The organism is Desulfoprunum sp. (assembly GCF_053613775.1).
The window spans coordinates 560,473-579,091 of sequence record NZ_JBSHXH010000008.1; the positions used below are offsets into that span (position 1 = coordinate 560,473).

The window sequence follows — 18,619 nt, forward strand, 5'->3', positions numbered from 1 at the left end:
TGGGGTTCGCTGCCTGTCTCCCAATTCTCATGTTCGGCGATGGGAATGAGATCATGAATCGCAGCTGTTACCGCGTGGCCAGGCCCTTGGCCTGTGAGATTCTGGTCATGCCGGTGAGGTAGTCCCCGTACTGCTCGAGATAGAAGGCGAGCGCTTTGGAGAAGTGCTTGCCGACCAGTCCATCGACGAATATCTGGCTGATCTCCCGGTACCGTTTGAGAATCAGCTGAGAACGATAGAAGATCAACCATTCTTCGGTGGACATGTCTTCGATGATGAGCTGCAGGGCCTTGCGGGCCCTGGGCTGGTACATCCAGAAATACATCAGGTCGAGGGCGGTGACGATGAAGGCCCGCTCGAGGTCCCGCGCCTCGTAATTCATCGTTTCGATGAACATCTTCGGCGACTGCAGCATGTCGAGGACGTCCTCCTCCGGGAACAGCATGTCGAGGTGGGCAAAAAGACCGAAGAGGTGGGTCAGTTTGCTCTTGTAATCGGCAAGACGGATGCGGATATTGGTCTGGCGATCGGCAAGACCTTCGATCACCCCGGCAACACAGTCCGAGGCGAACTTGGAGATGACGGCCGCCCACTTCTGCAGGATTCCGTCGACTCCGGGGATCAATGCTGCATGGAGAATGGAGGCGATCAGGGTGTTGAACAGGATGGCGAGCGGGATGGAGAGGATCGAGCGGAACATATTGCCGAGGGCGGCGCTTCGGGGGAGGCCGCGGAAAAAATTATGGCTCGAGATGTAGATGCCGTTGGCCAGTCCCATCGCCGAATAGAGAAGCACTGGATTGGTCGAAGTGTTCACGCCCAGGTAGTGATCGAGCAGGACGGTCTTGACCAGGTAGTCGAGGAGAGGTACGGAGAAACCGGTGTACAGCAGGGAATCGGCGATCCGCGACCAGCTGATGAAGGCATTCCACTGCAGCAGCGGAGAGCGGACCAGCCCGCCGCCGCCCAGCACCGACTGGATGATATTGCGCAGGCAGGTGATCCCGAGCCAGATAAAGGCCCCGAAATAGGCGAGCAACCACCAGTCCTTGGTCAGGCTGAAGGTGAGGAAGGCCGGAATGAAGCCGATCACCACCTTCAACAGATTCTTCAGTCCGGTGTTGAGGTATTTCAGTGGGTTGCCGATTCGTTCTGCCGCCGCCCCGGTCCCCAGCCTGATCGCGTAATCGGCGGGGTGGCGGAGTCCGCCCAGGGTGACGACGTTGCCCTCCCGTCCCGGGTGAAGCTCGATCGCCTCGAGGCTCCAGTCCCGCCATTCGCTGCGGTTGGCGAATCGGCTGCCCGGGAGGTAGCCGAGGACTCGTTCCAGCAGGTTCATCGGCTGGGTGCTGCGGCGCGTGTGGTGATGATCGAGCATGCGGGCGGTGATCGGCAGGCACTTCCGCCGGTTGTGGCGAACCTCCCGGATCGCCTCGCGACGGGCCCGGAGGGGGAGAGTGTCGAGGACCACCAGCCCCATACCGTACTGGTGCTCCGACTGGCCGGTGGAACTGCTGCCGATTCGGGAACCGAGATTGCGCTTGCGATAATAGGTGTGGAAGGATTCGATGTCGAACAGGATGCCCAGGAGCCTCTCTTTGCGGGAGTCCATCGCCAACAGCTCGGTGGTCATCTTCTTCATCATCGCCTCGGCGGAAGTCGCGGTCTCTTGCAACAGCTCCAGATTCCGCGCGAGGGCGACCCGGGAATTTTCGAAATCCCAGATGATCTCGCGGATCGTCCGCTTGAGGACGATGACGTTGTCCTCGTTGAGGGCCTTCTGCAGCGTGTTGGTCAGGCTGTAGGTGCGCTCCGGGTTGACGATCGTGACCGCCTCGCCTGTCAGTCCGGTGGCTGCATGGATGTCGGGGCCGGCGGGCATGCCGTGCGAGGCGTCTTTGAGATTGTAGCTCTCGATATGGGTGATCTTGCCCTGACAGTCGTACAGCAGTTCCAGGGTGTCCTGGATCGACAGGTTGCTCAGGCTGAGGATGAAGTGCGAGCCGGAATGGAGGGCCGACAGACGATCGAGCAACTCCCGGGGTGAAGTGTGCAGCAAGGCCGGGACATCCGCATCGTCGCGGGGGATATTCGGGTCAACAATCTCCGGGTTCCGGCCCGGTTGCAGAAACCGGTCGATCAACACTTCTCTGGTCAGGGTGCCAAACTGCTCGAGGCGGGAGTGCAGTTCCTGCCGCTCTTCGGTCCTGGCTGTCCCGTACCGCTCCTCCAACCTCTTGATTTCTTGTTTGATCTGGGGCTGCAGGGTGCTGTGGATGAATTTGGCGAGGTGGAGGAGGGACGGCTGGCCGGTGCCGACCGAGTCGATGAACGCCTGTTTGTCGAGGGCCCTGATTTCGAACGCCAGTTCCTCCGACAGGGTTTGCCGATGCCGGCGGTTGAAGGCCTCCAGGACCTGGAACACGTACCGCTGCTGGTAACGTGAAACCTGGCGGCCCTCCTCCATCAGGATCTCGATCTGTTTCTCCCGCAGGAAATGCAGCAGCGAGTGGCTGTCGGTGAATCCGTACGGGCTCCAGGTCATCCGGACGTATTTGCCGAGAAAGCGCGACGACATCTCGATGCCGATGCGGATGTGGACATCGAGGATCTCGCCGGCCTCGAGCAGTTCTTCCGCTACCTCCGGGTCGACGTAGTTGTAATAGATGACGGTCAGGTTGCGGATGCCTTTGATCCAGGCATCCATCACCAGATGGGTGGCCGATTTTCGCCCCTTGGTGTTGGCGTCGTGAACCCGGTCGTCGAAGGTGAACTGGTTCCACTCCTCCGGCATCTCCAGCAGGTGGTAGTGTTTGAGTTCGGCGCGGACCAGTCGGGGCCGGCCGGTGGAGACCAGCCGGAAGTCGTGGGCGAGCTTGAGCTGACGGAGCGTTTTGCCGCGATTGCGGACCAGCTCCTTCATGATCTGCATCAATACCCGGGCGGTGTTTTTCTGGAAATAGGTGGTTGCGGAGAGGAGGACCTCGTCGCGCAGCGAGCGCAGGGCGACCAGCCGGTCATCCGCCATGCCGGTCTCGAGCGATCCGAGGAGCTGGGCGATGGCATGGGCGATGCGGAGTCCCCGGGAGGCAGCCATCTCCTTGATGCCGTGGGGGTGCATGCTCGCGAGCATCAGCGAGCTCATGGACTGCTGTCGGTGAGCGCGGCTCAGGACTTTCTTGACGATGCGGAGAAGCTCGTAGTCATCCTTGTCAAAAAAAGGGCGGGTCGGATTTGTCGGCATGCACTGCTCATCTCGGGAGGGCTGCGGTAACGAAGACCGTCAAAGTATGATATTGTTTTATTTATCGCATGGTTGTCGATCATTGTCAATGGCCAACGAAGCGCAGTGGCCGCATTGGGCTGGTCCCTGAGCGGCGCTGGCAGCTGAAGGCCGGGGTCTTTCGCCGCTCACAGGTCCATCGAACAGGCCGGAACAGAACCGGAAATTGCCACGAGGGCGGACGGGACAGGCCAGCGGCGATAGGGGGGCGATCAGGTCCGGCCGAGTTTCTCCAGGATGCAGAGCAGGAGACCCTCTTGGACCTCGATCATCACTTCCGGCCGGGTGACGACATTGCTGATCCCCAACGTCGAGCCGAAGGGAATGAGGTGATTGTCGAGGGGGTAATCCAAACCGTGCAGTGTCACCCCGAGCGCCGGGCCGCCAAGAGGTATCAGCGACAACCTCTCGCCCGACGTGGCAGCAAGGTCCAGTCGTTGTCGGCCCCGAAGACAGAAAAGGTCCGTCAGTCCGTCCCGCAGGACAATGCGCAGGCCGGCAAAACGCGGGGCGGCGAGGAGCATGACCGCAGCGATACTCATGTCCCAGCGCTGCCCGAGGGCGGCGAGGATCGTCAGGTCGGTCATGCCGCGTTCGATCGCCAGATCGATGGCCAGTTCGAGGTCGATGTGGTCTTTTCGCTCCGGGAAGGTGCGGGTTTCCACTCCCTGCCGGCGCAGTTGGTCGAGGAGCCATCGGGGTATCGAGTCCATATCGCCGACGACCAGATCCGGTGTCATCCCAAGGGAATGGCAGTGAAGGGCGCCGCCGTCGGTGGCGATGACGTAGTCGTGCTGCGGCGTTTTGGGCTCGATGCGTGCATCGGTCGAAAACAGACCGTTGGCGAAGATTGTGCACTTCATGTTCACCTCATGATTTTTCGAATCAGGCAGTTGCGGTGGGATCTGCGATGCGATCTATCCCGACCTGAATGGGTGTCGCCGGGCTTGGGACAGCCGCCGCCGGCATCAATTCTGCGCTCATCGTTTTCGACCACCGCCCGGCTGAGACTGAAACTGTCATAGGTCATTACTCCCGGGTTATTTTCGGCGTGACTTCCAGGGGGGTGGTAGGCAACAAAAGAGGAAGAAAAGACAGGGTGGAACAGCAGCGATTTTCATCGCCTTGACCTCTCGAGGGAGCAAAAGGGGCGAAGATGCTTGCCGGAGCACACCGTTTCTGTCGACGCTGTGTTCAAAAACCCTTTTGTTCAGAACTGAATGCACCAGGATTGGTCATCTTTGCGTGTGACTTTATTAAAAATATAGCCAAAATACTGTTCAAAAACAATATGTTTTGAGGGAATCGCTTGATTGTCACTTTATTTTGTTATAAAAATAGTGTAATGATTTCAATATTGCGTAATGCCGCCTTGGTGAATCTCTCCGGGTCGGTCGTTGAACGACGATGTGAATTATCGGCGGTCGCCGCTGAAATGTATGCGATTTTACGGCATTTTTTTGCTGAATATCGAAGGTTGCGAAAGGTGTCGGGGGGATTCGACTGTCATGTGAGAAGATGGCAGCCGGTGAGAGAAAAAGTTTATAAGGAGAAAAAAGATGAGAAAAAAACTGTTGCTGTTGTTTGGCCTATTCCTGGTGGTGGCCTGTAGTTCGACCGCCTTTGCCGCTGTCACGCTCAAGAGGATCGGTGACCATCCGTTCTTCTGTCCGCCTCTGACCTCGGAGGCTGAATTCCGGGCGATGGTCGACAAAAACGCGGAGGACATCAGGCTCGGTTTCGAACAGGCGGGATACGGCGACCTGTACCCCGAATTTGTTGCCCAGTTCCCGAACGCCAAGGTTGAGACGATTCAGATTGCGCCCGGCGACCATATGGACTGGATGCTCTTCCGCCGCAAGGGAACGGGGCCGGTCAAAACGGTCAAGGATGTCACCTGGGGCGGCGAGGCTTCCTTCGACGCCTTCAGTTTCGCCATCGACAAGGATGGACAGCGCTACAATTTCATCGTCCCCCATGCCTGCGGCAATCTTAGTCTGATGAATGTCGGCGCGATTCCGGCCCCTGTCAACCAGGAACCGGTGTGCAGTATGACCGTCTCCGGCGGTGAGGTGAAATGCGGTGAGACGATCACCGTTGATGCCAGTGGTTCTTCTGACGCAGAAGGAGCTATCGCCCAGGTGATCTTCCGGTTGGTTGACGCCTCCAACCAGGTAGTCGCCGAGAAGGTCGACACGGAAGCCCCGTATGTTCAGGAATTCACGGTACCCTGCGAATCGACCCAGTATACGGTCAAGGTCGTGGTGGTTGACGCCAGCGGGGCAGAATCCAGCCCGACCGATTGCACACAGACGATTACCGTCGCCGAGAAAAAAGGCGGCCCGATTGTCGATCTTGGCTATGCCCGTCAGACTGATCCGGCCGACTACCTCTTTGGTCGTATCGGCTATGAGTATTTCCTCAATGACAGGGTGTCCGCAATCGGTGCCATCGGCGGGTTCGTCCGTATTCACGGTGACGATGGCGGCAGCGCCTTTATCGCCGATGCCTTGATGAACTACTATTTCAATGACAAGATGTTCGTCGGTGGCGGTGTCGGGCTCTGGACCGGGGATGACGATTCCGCTGATGACGAGACCGAGATCGATCTCATCGCCAATATGGGCTATAAGATCCATGAAAACGAGAGAGTGAAGACCTCTCTGTTCGTGGAAGGCCGCTTTGAGGCCGACGAACTGGTATCCAGTCTCGCCACCCGTCTTGGCGTGGGACTCCGCTTCCAGTTCTGATCAGCACTGGCTGACTGACCAAAAACAAAAAACCCCATCCGGTTCCTCCGGATGGGGTTTTTTGTTTGGATGGTGCGAGGCGATGGTTACGCCAGCTTTGCCGCCACCCGTGCCGCCAGTTCGTCGAGAAATTCCATCGAGTCGAGAACTTTGATGGCCTTCGGCTCGCAGATCAGGGCAAGGTCGCCGGTCATGTAGCCCTGTTCGATGCATTCGATAATCGTCTGTTCGAGGGTGCCGGCAAAGGCGATCAGCTCCGGCAGCCCGTCGAGTTCGGCCCGTTTACGCAGGGCGCCGGTCCAGGCATAGATCAGCGCGACCGGATTGGTCGAGGTCTTTTCCCCCTTCAGGTGCTTGTAGTAATGACGTTGGACGGTGCCGTGCGCCGCCTCGTATTCGAAATAACCGTGCGGCGAGACCAGCACCGAGGACATCATCGCCAGCGAGCCGAAGGCCGAGGCCACCATGTCGCTCATCACGTCGCCGTCGTAATTCTTGCAGGCCCAGAGGATGCCGCCCCGGGTCTTCATCATCCGGGCCACCACATCGTCGATCAGGGTGTAGAAGAACTCGATCCCGGCGGCTGTAAACCGTTCCCGGTACTCGGCGGCGAAGATCTCCTGAAAGATATCCTTGAACCGCTGGTCGTAGATCTTCGAGATGGTGTCCTTGGTGGCGAACCAGCAGTCGATCTGCTGATCGAGCGCATACTCGAAACAGGCCCGGGCGAAGCTTTCGATCGAGGCGACGGTGTTATGGACCCCCTGAAGGATTGCCGGTCCCTCGACGTCCATCACCGTCTCCCGGGTTACCTTGCCGTCTCTGGCGGTGACGACGATCTCGAGTTTGCCACCGTGTTCGGCGAAGATCTCGGCATTCTTGTAGACATCGCCATAGGCATGGCGGCCGACGACAATGGGTTTTTCCCAGCTGCGGACTGCCGGGCGGATGTTGTTCACCATGATCGGCTTGCGGAAAACGGTACCGTCGAGCATGGCCCTGATGGTGCCGTTGGGTGATTTCCACTGCTTCTTCAGGCCATATTCCTTGACCCGGTCGGCGTTGGGGGTGATGGTGGCGTTCTTGACCCCGACTCCGTATTGCATGATTGCCCGGGCGGCATCGATCGTGACCTGATCGTCGGTCCGATCCCGTTCCTCTATCCCCAGGTCGTAGTATTCGGTCTTCAGGTCGACGAAGGGGAGGATCAGTTTTTCCTTGACGAGCGGCCAGAGGACCCGCGTCATTTCATCCCCGTCGAGTTCGACCAAGGGGGTGGTCATCGTGATTTTCTGTGGCATGGATGTATTTCCCTGCAGAGATGGGTAATTTGAGTTGCTCAGTTCTTGAAACTGTGGATCGGCGCCGGGATACGTCCCCCCCAGGCCATGAACCGGCTGGATTTGCCGGCATTCCTGATCTCCATGATCGGACTGGCGCCGAAGAGGCCGCCGAAACTGACATACTCTCCGGCCTCCTTGCCCGGCACCGGGATGATGCGGGCGGCGGTCGTCTTGTGGTTGACCATGCCCAGGGCCATCTCGTCGGCGATGATCGCGGAGATGGTGTCGGCATCGACCGAACCGGGGATTGCGATCATGTCCAGGCCGACCGAACAGACGCAGGTCATCGACTCGAGTTTTTCGAGGCAGAGTGAACCTTCGCCCACGGCCTCGGCGAGGACCGCGTCTTCCATCACCGGGATGAAGGCGCCGCTCAGGCCGCCGACGGTCTTGCTGGCGAAGATCCCGCCTTTTTTGACCGCGTCGTTGAGCATCGCGAGAATGGCGGTGGAGCCGGGGGCGCCGACCGCGTCGACACCGAGAATCTTGAAGATCTCGCCGACGCTGTCGCCGATCGTCGGGGTGGGGGCCAGGGACAGGTCGACGACCCCGAACTCGACCCCGAGGGCCTTCGAGACCTGACGGCCGATCAGTTCACCGCAGCGGGTGACGCGGAAGGTGGTCTGCTTGATCTCTTCGGCGATCTCATCGAGGCGCAGGCGTTCCTTGCCCTGATGATGACCGATCATCCGCTCGAGGGCCCGGGCGATGACCCCCGGGCCGCTGACGCCGATGTTGAGGACGGCATCGGCCTCTTCCAGGCCGTGGATGGCCCCGGCCATGAAGGGATTGTCGCCGGGCTGATTGCAGAAGACGACAAACTTGGCGGCGCCGAACCCGCCCTGGTCCCGGGTCTGTTCGGCCAGTTCCTTGATGGTCCGGCCGATCATCGCCAGGGCGTCCATGTTGATCCCCTTCTGGCTGGTGGCGATGTTGATCGAGGCGCAGACCTTCTCGGTCCGGGCCAGGGCCTCGGGCAGGGAGGCGATGTATTCGCGGTCGGTGGCGGTCATCCCCTTCTCGACCTGGGCGGAGAAGCCGCCGAGGATGTCGACGCCGACGGCGGCGGCGGCCCGGTCGAGGCATCTGGCCAGTTCAATGAAGCCGAAGCGGTCGAAACCGGCGCCGACAAAGGCGATGGGGGTGACGGAAATCCGTTTGTTGACCACCGGGATGCCGAGTTTTCTGCTGACATCGTTGCAGGTCGGGACGAAGTTCCCGGCCACGGTCCTGATTCTCTCCTCGATCCGGTCGCAGGTGCCGGCAACGTCGCCGGTGCGGCAGTCGAGGAGGTTGATCCCCATCGTGACGGTACGGACATCGAGGTTTTCCTTCTGGATCATCTCGACGGTGGATAAGATCTGGTCTGATCGTAGCATGGCGTGGAGTCCTCCCGGTCGTCGGCGCTGCCGACTCGACGCTGTGTGAATGGTATCGCCTTCAGTGCAGGGTGATCTCGTTGGTCACCCGGAAGATGTCGTTATGCTGGAGCACCAGTTTGAGGCCGCTGTCGCGGGAAAAGATCTCGAGGTCGGCGGCGACGGTGTCCATCGAGGCGATATTGCGCAGATCGAGTTGCAGGACCATGGTGTACTGGTCCTCGCTCAGCGTGGTGGCCAGATCGAGGATGTTGATGCCGTGGCTGTAGCAGAACTGGCTGATGCTGTGCACGAGGCCGCTTCTGTTCCTGCCCTGGGCGGTGAGGATGTACGTGTCTGTCGGCGGCGGAATGTTGGCGATTTCGATGGGGATGTCCATTTCCTTGATCAGCACATCGAATTTTTCCCCCGACTGGATATGGGAGATCTCGGCCAGGACATCCTCGCGGGTGATGTCCTCCTCGAACGAGGCGATGAGGATCATGGTCAGGTAGCCGCTGAGGATCGATTGGTTGAGATCGGCGAGATCCCCCTTCAGCGCGTAGATCGCCCCGGTGATTTCAGCGATAATTCCCGGTCGGTCCTTGGACATCACCGAGATGATCATCTGTTTGCTCATGCTGTGTAGCTCCTTTCAAGTTGCGCCCAAGTGGATTGATCCGCGTGCCGGGGGCTGCCGCCGGCCGGATTGAACCTGATAATATTGCACTGTTTGCGGCAATCATCAATATATTAATCGAATGCGCCGATAGCGGCGGGGAAATGAAGAAAAAATATGCCGCGCTCTGTAACGAAGGGCAAAAAAAGATTATCCTGTTTGACGGGGATATCAACAACACCAGCAATCGATGAAGACAAAGGAGGATGCCCATGCTGATGTGGTCGTTGAGGACAATGATGGTTCTGCTGCTCCTGGTCACGGCCGGGTGCGCCGCAGGAAAGGGACAATACGGCACGGCGACGAGGTCCACCGCCGTTGATCGAGTATTCAGGTCCGGACCGCTCCCGGCCGAATACCGATATTTTTACAACGGCGTCAAAGGTGAGCCGACGGCGATTCTCGGTCTTTCCCGGGAGTATTCGCTGCGGTCCGATTTCTGGACCGAAATCGACATCAGCGATCAACAGATGCTGGATTGGCGCAGATTTTTCCTACAGAGTATGACCTGGTACGATGATCGCAGTCACGGGCGAATGACCTACGATGGGTACCGTCTGTTCGATCAGCAGGGAAAAATGGTCGGTATCCTGTATTCACGCTATGGCTGGATAGTGGTCGAATTTCTACCGGACAACGGCATTCTGGTCCATCCGCCACAGCCGCAGGTCAGCCACCACAGCCTGCGGGAAGATATTCCCATGCGACAGTGAGGTGTTGGCTGGCGACGGTCTTGATCGCGGGGCCAGGGATCGGCTCGGTGTGTACATGGTCTTTCATCGCTCCAAGAGAAGCGCCCAGTGCCTGTCGTCGTCCAGATCGACGGCCTGCCGCGGGTCACGAGGGGGATCAGTTGAGTGAGAGCGGACCCAGATTGCGCATCTGCTGCAGGATCCAGCGCTGTCTGTGGACCAGGTAACCGGTCGGGCGGGCGGGGCTCCATTGGCGGGGTGCCGGCAGGATCGCGGCAAGCATGGCGGCCTGCCGGGCTGTCAGCCGCCTGGCGGAGGTGTGGTAATAGATGCGGGCGGCGCTTTCGACGCCGTAGACCCCCGGCCCCAGTTCGGCGATGTTGAGGTAGACCTCGATGATCCGCTCCTTGTTCCAGAACAGTTCGAGCAGCAGGGTGAAATAGGCCTCGATCCCCTTGCGGAGATAGGAACCGCCCGGCCAGAGGAAGATATTCTTGGCCGTCTGCTGGGTTATCGTACTGCCCCCCTTCCGCCGCCCGCCATCCCGGTTGTTGACGTAGGCCTTCGAGATCGAATCAACATCGAAACCGAAATGATGCACGAATTTTTGATCCTCGGCGGCGATGACCGCCCGGACCATCGCCGGTGATATCCGGTTCAGTGGCTGCCAATTTTTGCGGATGACGAAGCCCTTGCCGGCGGCCATCCCCTCCAATCCCCGGATGACCATCAGCGGCGTTACCGGCGGCGGGACAAAGCGCAGCAGTATTGTGGTGAGGACGCTCAGCACGGCGAAGCCGAGGACAAGGCGACGGAGCCATCTCCGCCACGAGGATGACGGGCGGCGGTTCGATACAGAGGCGGGACGGGCCATGGTACAGTCAGTGAGTCGGTCCGGCGTTGCGGGCCAGTTCTCTGACCCTGGCCTTTGCCTCTTCGACGTCAAAGGAGAGGATGCGTCGGCCTGCCATCAATATCCTGCCGTCAACCATCACGGTATCGACATCGGCGCCGCTGGCGGCATAGACCAGGAGATCGGTATGGTAGAAGGGGGTGAGGTGGGGCCGGTTGAGATCGACCACGATGAGGTCGGCGCGAAATCCCGCTTCGAGTCTGCCGATATCCGGCAGTCCGAGGAGCGTCGCACCGCCGGTCGTCGCGCAGTGCAGGGCGGTCTGGGCCGGCAGGCTCGTGGCGTCACCGCCGGCAACCTTCTGGATCTTGGCCAGCATGTCCATTTCCCTGAACATGTCGAGGCTGTTGTTGCTGGCGCAGCCGTCGGTCCCGAGGCCGACGGTGATCCGGTGTCGGAGCATGTCAGGCACCCGGGCGACACCGGCGGCCAGCTTCATGTTGCTCTGCGGACAGGTGACGATGTGGGTGCCGCTCCGGCCGACGAGGTCGAGGTCATTGTCGTCGAGCCAGACGCCGTGGACGCCGACGGTGTTTTCCCCGAGCAGGCCCAGGGCGGCAAGATGCCGTACCGGGCTGGTGCCCTGCGGATCGATGACCATGTCGATCTCGTTGCGGCTCTCGGCGACATGGAGAAAGAACCGGACCCCGGTCTCTTCCGCCAGCCGGCAGGATTTTATGAGGGTGGCCGGGGAACAGGTATAGGGGGAGTGGGCGAACACCGCCGGGGTGATCAGGGGGTCCTTGCCCTGCCAGTCGGCGATGAAGGCGGCGACGGTCGCGACGTTTCTGTCCGGGTCCGGGACGCTGGGGACGGGAAAATCGACGATGCCGTGGCCGATGACCGCCCGCAGGCCGCAGTCGCTGAGGGCCTGGCCGCTCATCGCCGAGAAGAAGTAGGCGTCGGCGACGCAGGTCGTGCCGGAGAGGATCATCTCGGCAGCGGCCAGCTTCGTCGACCAGTACACCATCTCCGGGGAGATACACCTGGCCTCGGCCGGAAAGATATGGTCATGCAGCCAGGTCTGGAGGGCGAGGTCGTCGGCCATCCCCCGGAACAGGGTCATCGCGCCGTGGGTGTGGGCGTTGACGAGGCCCGGCATGACGAGCCGGCCACCGACATCGATCACCCTGGCCGTACCGGAGGGGGGGACCTTTTCCATCGGTCCGATCTCGACGATGCGGTTTCCGTTGACGAGGACGAAGCCATTGTCGATGGTCGCGGACCAGGCCCCGGGGAAGAGCGTGCAGTGAGTGAACAGCGTTGTCGACATGTCGGGAAGCCGGCTGGGTGGAGATGATTTTATAACATGGGCATTTTCAGGCAATGCAAGTATAATACACAGTTCTCGAAAAAAATGTCTGCAAAAGCTGCGGCTGACCTGAATGTATTCGCACTGTCCGGTGTTCGGGACGAATTGTCGTCTTTTTGTGGTTTCCTAGTGAAAATGAAGAGGAAGGGGCCTGCCCCCTCCCTCACGAAGGAGTTGTTCTCTATGGGATTTCGCTGTGGCATTGTCGGCCTGCCCAATGTGGGCAAATCGACGATCTTCAATGCCTTGACTGCGGCCGGTATCGCCGCTGAAAATTATCCGTTCTGTACGATCGAGCCGAATGTCGGCATCGTCCCGGTACCGGACGAGCGTCTCGATATCCTGGCCGACATTGTCAAGACCCGGAAGAAGGTGCACACCCAGATGGAGTTCGTCGATATCGCCGGCCTCGTCAAGGGGGCCAGCAAGGGGGAGGGATTGGGAAATCAGTTCCTCGGCCACATCCGCCAGGTCGACGCCATCGTCCATGTCATTCGCTGTTTCGAGGATGACAACGTCGTTCATGTCGACGGATCGATCGATGCCGACCGCGATCGCGAGGTCATCACCATGGAACTGATCATGGCCGACCTCGAAACGGTGGAGAAACGGCTGCGCAAGAGTCAGAGCCAGGCCAAGTCGGGCGACAAGTTCTTCAAGGAACAGGTGGTCTTTCTCGAGAAGCTGATGGCCCATCTCGATTCCGGGCAGCCGGCCCGCCGGCTCCCGCTCCAGTCCGAGGCGGAGGAGGAACTGGTCCGCGAGCTCTGCCTGCTGACGACCAAGCCCGTTCTCTACGTCGCCAATGTCAGCGAGGATGACATCCTTACCGGCAACGACCATGTCCGCCGCCTCGAGGCGACGGCCCGGGCCGATGGTGACAGCGTGGTCATGATCGCCGGGAGCATCGAACAGGAGTTGAGCCAGCTGGACAGAGATGAACAGCGGGAATTCCTGCTTGAGATGCAGATGGAGGAACCCGGGCTCAATCGGCTGATCAAGGCCGGCTATGCCCTGCTCGGCCTGCAGACTTTTTTTACGGTCGGCGAGAAGGAAACGAAGGCCTGGACGATCCCGGTCGGGACCAAGGCGCCGGCCGCCGCCGGCAAGATCCATTCCGATTTCGAGCACGGGTTCATCCGGGCGGAGGTCATTGCCTATGCGGATTATGTCGCCTGCCAGGGAGAGGCCAGGGCCAAGGAAAAGGGCCTGATGCGGGTGGAAGGCAAGGAGTATGTGGTTGCCGACGGTGATTGCATGTATTTCCGTTTCAACGTGTGAACCGGGGGAGCGGCGGCGAGGCGGGGATGACTAAAACAACGTTTGTCGAGCAGTTGAAGGAAGGCGACCGTTTTGATGACCTGTTTCTGGTCAAATCGGTCAGGCTGTCTGAGACCAAGGCCGGCAAGGACTATCTGATCCTGACGGTGATGGATCGCAGCGGCGAGTTGAGCGGCCCGGTCTGGGACAACGTCGAGGCCTGTCACAAGGTCTGTCGCGCCGGTGAATTCATCCGCTTGAAGGGGATGGTGCAGGCCTATCGCGACAAGCCGCAGTTGAAGGTGGATTCGGTCCAGGAGGTCGACCGCAATGAGGTCGATCTGGCCGATTTCGTCGTCGCCACCACCAGAGATCCGCAGCAGATGGCCGAAGAGCTCCAGCGACTGGTGCGTTCCGTCAAGGATCCCTTTCTTCGCAAGCTGCTCAATCATTTTTTCAAATCGGGCGCCATATGGGACAGGTTCCAGATGGCCCCGGCGGCCAAAGGCATTCACCACGCCTATGCCGGGGGCCTGCTCGAGCACTGCCTGTCGATGGCCCGACTGGCCGACATGCTGGCCGGCCACTACGAGGGGATCGATCGATCGCTGCTCATCGCCGGCGCCCTGCTCCATGATATCGGCAAGGTCGATGAGCTGGCGATGGAGATCGGCGTGGTCGAGTACACCGACCGCGGCCGTCTCAAGGGGCACCTGGTGATCGGCAGTGAGATGGTGGCGGCGGCGGCGGCGAGGATCAGCGATTTCCCGCCGGATCTGCTGGTCCAGGTGCAGCATCTTATTCTCAGCCATCATGGCCGTCAGGAGTTCGGCTCGCCGATCGTGCCGATGACGGTGGAGGCCCTGCTGCTCAGTTTTATCGACGATGTCGATGCCAAGATGAACCTGATCGAGCAGTTGCGCCGCAAGATGGAGGGGGGAGCGATGCAGTGGACCGAATACCAGCGTTCGCTCGAACGTTTCCTGTATCTCGGCGGTTTTGAGGAGAAGGAAGTGGCGGAAGAGACGAACACCCCGGCTCGGCAGCAGTCCCTATTCTCCTGAGGCGCAGGGGGCGATGGTGACAAACGGGACCGGCACAGTCTTTTCGGAACTGTTAGGCCAGGAAAAGGCCAAAAGATTGATCCGCCGCGCCCTCGCCTCCGACCGGATGCCCCATGCCTTCCTGTTCCGGGGACCCGAGGGAGTAGGGAAACAGCTTTTTGCCCGGGAGATGGCGGCGGCCGTCAACTGCCGCAACCGGGATGGAGAAAGGCCCTGCGGCGCCTGTCCGTCGTGCCGTAAGTTCCGCTCCGGCAGCCACCCCGATTTCATGGTGGTGAGTCCGGACAAAGGGGCGATCAAGATCGAGCAGGTGCGGCAGATGGGTCTGGCGCTGAGCTACCCGCCCTACGAATCGCAGACGCGGGTGGTGCTGATCGAGGACGTGCATGGGATGCGGGCCGAGGCCGCCAACTGCCTGCTGAAGACCCTGGAGGAGCCGCCGCCGGACAACCTGCTGATCCTGACCGCCGATTCGGCGCGGGAAATCCTGCCGACGCTCGCCTCGCGCTGCCAGCTGGTCCCGTTCTACAGCCTCAGTCAGCGCCAGACGGTGGAGGTGCTGCGCGGCTGTGACGCCGGACTGGATCAGGAAACGGCCGAACTGGCGGCCAGGTTGGCCGAGGGAAGTCCCGGCCGCGCCCTGCTGCTGTTGAAAACGGAGATGATCGCTGTGATGAGGAAGGTGACGGCGGTGCTCTCAAATCCCTCGCTTCATCCCGACCGGGACGCCGGCACCCTGCTCCAGGCTGCCGAGATGATGGCGGATGTGAAGGAGAATCTGCCTTCGCTGCTCGGCCTGCTCCGCCTCTGGCTGCGGGACCGGCTGATGCTGGCCTGCGGCCTGCCTGAACGCTCGGGCTGGCAGGAGGAGGGGGGGCGCGGTACGGGGCGGGACAGGGTGAATGACTGGAGTTTACACAGGTTTTTTGATACATTGGAAGCGATCACCATCGCCGAGCGGCAATTGGCCCGAAACTGCAACCGGAATCTGGTCTGCGAGGTCCTGCTGTTCAAGTTGGCCGGCCCCTCCAATGCGAGCCAGGTGGAGTGGATCGAGTAAGAAATGGAATCAACGGAGTTACGTGAAATGACGGAAAAGGATGAGGGGTTGTCTGTACCGGTGCATGTGGCCGATGCCAACGACGTCTTCTATCATATCCGCTTCCGGGAAGATGGCCAGCAGTTTACCGCCTCGTCTTCGACGGCGGGGTTGAAACGTGAGACGGGGGTGATGGTCAAAACCGATCATGGGTTCGAGCCGGCCCATATCGTCGCCGTGGCGCCCCCCTGCATGTGGACCGAAAAGCCCCGGCTGGCCTCGTTCGAGATCACCAGGGAGATGACTGCGGAAGAGCAGGAACGCTATGCGCTGCTTATCGACCAGGAAAAGCAGGCGCAGGCGACCTGTGTCCATCTGATCGCCAAACATGAATTGGAGATGCGCCTGGTCCGGGTCGAGAAATTTTTCAACGGCAGTAAGATGATATTCTACTTTACCGCCGACAATCGGGTTGACTTCCGCAATCTGGTCAAGGACCTGGTCCAGGAATTCCGGACCCGGGTGGAGATGCGGCAGGTCGGTGTCCGGCATGAGACCAAAATGCTGGGCGGACTCGGGACCTGCGGCCGGGAGTTGTGTTGTGCCTCCTTCATCAAGAAATTCGAGTCGGTTTCGATCAAGATGGCCAAGGAACAGGATCTCCCCCTGAATCCTTCCAAGATTTCAGGGCTATGCAACCGGCTTCTGTGTTGCCTGACCTACGAGTACGATATCTATCGGAAACAGCGCAAGGGGATGCCGAAAGTAGGCAAGAAAATCATGATCGGTGACGAATGTTACATGGTTAAGCGACAGAATCCGTTGCAGGAATCGATAGTGGTGAGTAATGAAAAAGGTGAGGACGAGCAGCTGCAGAAAGATCAATGGCAGGCCTGTGAACCGTTGAAGACCGAACGGCCCATCAGGAAGGATAGAAAGGTCAAGGAATGACGGTTGCAACCAGCCGGCATAGCCACAGGCAGATCAATCGATGACGACGTATATCACCACCCCCATTTATTATGTCAATGCCCAGCCGCATCTCGGCCACGCCTACACCACCATTGTCGCCGACGCCTACAGCCGCTATCGCCGCCTGACCGGGGATACGGTGCGCTTTCAGACGGGCACCGATGAACACGGTGACAAGATCGCCGAGGCCGCAGCGAAAGAGGATGTCCCGCCCAAGGTCTATGCCGACCGGATCAGCGCCCTCTTCCGGGAGACCTGGCCCCTCCTTGACATCCAGCCCGATCATTTCATCCGTACCACCGACGCGCAGCATGTCGCGGTGGTCCAGTCGATCCTGCAGCAGGTCCATGCCAGCGGCGACATCTATTTCGACGAATATTCAGGGCTGTACTGTCGCGGCTGCGAGCGCTTCCTGACCGAGAAGGAACTGGTCGACGGGCTCTGTCCCGACCATCAGGTGCCGCCGCAGGAAATCGCCGAACAGAACTATTTTTTCCGGATGTCACGGTATCAGGAACGACTGATCCGCCACATCCATGACAATCCGGAGTTCATCACCCCCGAACGGTATCGCAACGAGGTGCTGTCCTTTCTCTCCGAACCGCTGGAAGACCTGTGCATCTCGCGCCCGAAGTCCCGTCTGACCTGGGGCATCGAACTGCCCTTCGACTCCGGCTTTGTCACCTATGTCTGGTTCGACGCCCTCATCAACTACCTGACCGGCATCGGCTACCCTGACGGCGTCGATTTCGAGCGCTACTGGTCGGTCGCCGAACATGTGATCGCCAAGGACATCCTCAAGCCGCATGCCATCTACTGGCCGACGATGCTGATGTCCATGGGCCTGCCGCTGTACCGCAGGCTGCATGTACACGGTTATTGGAATGTCGATGATACCAAGATGTCGAAGAGTATCGGCAATGTCGTTCGCCCGGCCCAGCTGGTCGAAGAATACGGGGTCGATACGCTGCGCTATTTCACCCTGCGGGAGATGTCGTTCGGCCTGGACGCCTCCTTCAACCGGGATGCCATCATCGCCCGGAAGAATTCCGACCTGGCCAATGATATCGGCAATCTTTTCAGCCGATCGGTCGCCATGCTGCAGAAATATACCGCCGGCCTGGTCCCTAGTCCGGACAGTTCAGGTGATGCCGTGCTGCAGCAGGCGGTCGAGCAGATGCTGCCGATATACCGCGAGGCGATGGACGGTTTCCAGTTCCACCGCGCCCTTCAGGCGGTATGGGAGGTCATCAGCCAGGCCAACAAGTATATCGTCACCAACGAACCGTGGGTCCTGGCCAAGGACCCGACCCGGGCCATTCGGCTGCATACGGTCCTCTACAACCTGGCCGAGTGTCTGCGGCTGCTGACCATGGTCCTGCGGCCGATCATGCCGGGGGCGGCGGCGAAGATGGCCCGCGGACTGGGGCTGGACCCCGATCATGAGCTTGTTTCCAGCCTGGCCGGGTGCGGCCGGTGGGGACTGCTCCCGGTCGGGACCGAACTGCAGCCGACAGCTTCGCTGTTCCCCCGGGTCGAAAAGGAAAAAACCGGAGAGTCCCAGCCTGCGGCCGGGAAGAAAAAAGCGGAGACCAAAGCAGAGACAACGACTGCCGCCAATGTCCTGACCTTTGACCAATTTCAGAATGTCGATCTGCGCGTCGCAGAGATCATCGTCGCGGAGAAGATCAAAAAATCGGAAAAACTGCTGCAGCTGACGGTCCTGGTGCCGGAGCAGCGGACCATCGTCGCCGGTATCGGGGAATACTACACTCCGCAACAACTGGTGGGAAAGCAGGTGCTGGTGGTTGCCAATATGAAACCGGCCACCCTCATGGGCATCGAATCCCAGGGGATGGTTCTCGCGGCGAGGACCATGGTCGATGGCAAGGAGCGTCTGGTCCTGGCGACCGTCAGTGATGAGATTCCGGCGGGCAGCAAGGTGGCTTGAGTT

16 protein-coding genes are annotated in these 18,619 nt (G+C 59.9%); 9 read left to right on the forward strand and 7 right to left on the reverse strand.

The window, feature by feature from the left end:
* Positions 1–67: 67 nt before the first annotated feature.
* Complete coding sequence (locus ACWGKN_RS17315; protein WP_452095697.1) at positions 68–3,244, reverse strand: hypothetical protein; 3,177 nt, start codon at positions 3,242–3,244, stop codon at positions 68–70.
* A gap of 251 nt (positions 3,245–3,495) precedes the next feature.
* The gene (locus ACWGKN_RS17320) at positions 3,496–4,146 is read right to left on the reverse strand and encodes a thiamine diphosphokinase (RefSeq protein ID WP_052159849.1); all 651 of its coding nucleotides are present in this window, start codon (positions 4,144–4,146) and stop codon (positions 3,496–3,498) included.
* A gap of 446 nt (positions 4,147–4,592) precedes the next feature.
* Here ACWGKN_RS17320 and ACWGKN_RS17325 point away from each other — a divergent pair, with 446 nt between their 5' ends.
* Together ACWGKN_RS17325 and ACWGKN_RS17330 are read left to right on the forward strand one after the other, a co-directional pair.
* Positions 4,593–4,895: a hypothetical protein gene (locus ACWGKN_RS17325; RefSeq protein ID WP_452095698.1), complete on the forward strand. Its 303-nt coding sequence runs from the start codon at positions 4,593–4,595 to the stop codon at positions 4,893–4,895.
* On the forward strand, positions 4,843–6,033 hold the full coding sequence (locus ACWGKN_RS17330) for a hypothetical protein (RefSeq protein WP_035228655.1): 1,191 nt from the start codon (positions 4,843–4,845) through the stop codon (positions 6,031–6,033). The genes ACWGKN_RS17325 and ACWGKN_RS17330 overlap by 53 nt, the downstream gene beginning before the upstream one ends.
* Positions 6,034–6,119: 86 nt before the next feature.
* On the opposite strand, the gene ACWGKN_RS17335 is transcribed toward ACWGKN_RS17330, so the two are convergent.
* The 3 genes from ACWGKN_RS17335 to ACWGKN_RS17345 all read right to left on the reverse strand — a co-directional run bounded on the left by ACWGKN_RS17335 (position 6,120) and on the right by ACWGKN_RS17345 (position 9,374).
* Positions 6,120–7,334, reverse strand: a complete 1,215-nt coding sequence (locus tag ACWGKN_RS17335) for an NADP-dependent isocitrate dehydrogenase (protein ID WP_035228657.1) — start codon at positions 7,332–7,334, stop codon at positions 6,120–6,122.
* 38 nt (positions 7,335–7,372) lie between these two features.
* A complete protein-coding gene (locus ACWGKN_RS17340) occupies positions 7,373–8,755 on the reverse strand; it encodes a PFL family protein (protein ID WP_424254698.1) in 1,383 nt (460 codons plus the stop codon).
* Positions 8,756–8,816: 61 nt separating this feature from the next.
* Positions 8,817–9,374, reverse strand: coding sequence for a glycine cleavage system protein R (locus ACWGKN_RS17345; protein WP_035228662.1), 558 nt, complete (start codon positions 9,372–9,374; stop codon positions 8,817–8,819).
* A gap of 44 nt (positions 9,375–9,418) precedes the next feature.
* Here ACWGKN_RS17345 and ACWGKN_RS17350 point away from each other — a divergent pair, with 44 nt between their 5' ends.
* Together ACWGKN_RS17350 and ACWGKN_RS17355 are read left to right on the forward strand one after the other, a co-directional pair.
* Positions 9,419–9,607 (forward strand): hypothetical protein, encoded by a 189-nt coding sequence (locus ACWGKN_RS17350; RefSeq protein ID WP_035228665.1) that lies wholly within the window; start codon positions 9,419–9,421, stop codon positions 9,605–9,607.
* Between the two features lie 18 nt (positions 9,608–9,625).
* A complete protein-coding gene (locus ACWGKN_RS17355; protein ID WP_424254701.1) occupies positions 9,626–10,126 on the forward strand; it encodes a hypothetical protein in 501 nt (166 codons plus the stop codon).
* A gap of 136 nt (positions 10,127–10,262) precedes the next feature.
* Here the strand turns inward: ACWGKN_RS17355 and mtgA are convergent, their stop codons facing one another.
* Both mtgA and ACWGKN_RS17365 read right to left on the reverse strand, forming a co-directional pair.
* Positions 10,263–10,979 carry a monofunctional biosynthetic peptidoglycan transglycosylase gene (gene mtgA / locus ACWGKN_RS17360; RefSeq protein ID WP_035228669.1) on the reverse strand — a complete coding sequence of 239 codons (717 nt, stop codon included), beginning with the start codon at positions 10,977–10,979 and terminating at the stop codon, positions 10,263–10,265.
* Positions 10,980–10,986: 7 nt separating this feature from the next.
* Positions 10,987–12,291 carry an amidohydrolase gene (locus tag ACWGKN_RS17365; protein WP_035228671.1) on the reverse strand — a complete coding sequence of 435 codons (1,305 nt, stop codon included), beginning with the start codon at positions 12,289–12,291 and terminating at the stop codon, positions 10,987–10,989.
* 222 nt (positions 12,292–12,513) lie between these two features.
* Between ACWGKN_RS17365 and ychF the strand changes: the two genes are divergently transcribed.
* The 5 genes from ychF to metG are packed head-to-tail and all read left to right on the forward strand — an operon-like array spanning position 12,514 to position 18,616.
* Entirely contained in the window at positions 12,514–13,611 is a 1,098-nt protein-coding gene (ychF, locus tag ACWGKN_RS17370; protein WP_035228672.1) for a redox-regulated ATPase YchF, read from the forward strand.
* Positions 13,612–13,637: 26 nt separating this feature from the next.
* Positions 13,638–14,654 (forward strand): HD domain-containing protein, encoded by a 1,017-nt coding sequence (locus tag ACWGKN_RS17375; RefSeq protein WP_052159850.1) that lies wholly within the window; start codon positions 13,638–13,640, stop codon positions 14,652–14,654.
* A gap of 13 nt (positions 14,655–14,667) precedes the next feature.
* On the forward strand, positions 14,668–15,714 hold the full coding sequence (gene holB / locus ACWGKN_RS17380) for a DNA polymerase III subunit delta' (RefSeq protein ID WP_424254710.1): 1,047 nt from the start codon (positions 14,668–14,670) through the stop codon (positions 15,712–15,714).
* 27 nt (positions 15,715–15,741) lie between these two features.
* Positions 15,742–16,644: a PSP1 domain-containing protein gene (locus ACWGKN_RS17385; protein ID WP_452095699.1), complete on the forward strand. Its 903-nt coding sequence runs from the start codon at positions 15,742–15,744 to the stop codon at positions 16,642–16,644.
* 40 nt (positions 16,645–16,684) lie between these two features.
* Positions 16,685–18,616: a methionine--tRNA ligase gene (metG, locus tag ACWGKN_RS17390; RefSeq protein WP_035228673.1), complete on the forward strand. Its 1,932-nt coding sequence runs from the start codon at positions 16,685–16,687 to the stop codon at positions 18,614–18,616.
* Positions 18,617–18,619 lie beyond the last annotated feature (3 nt).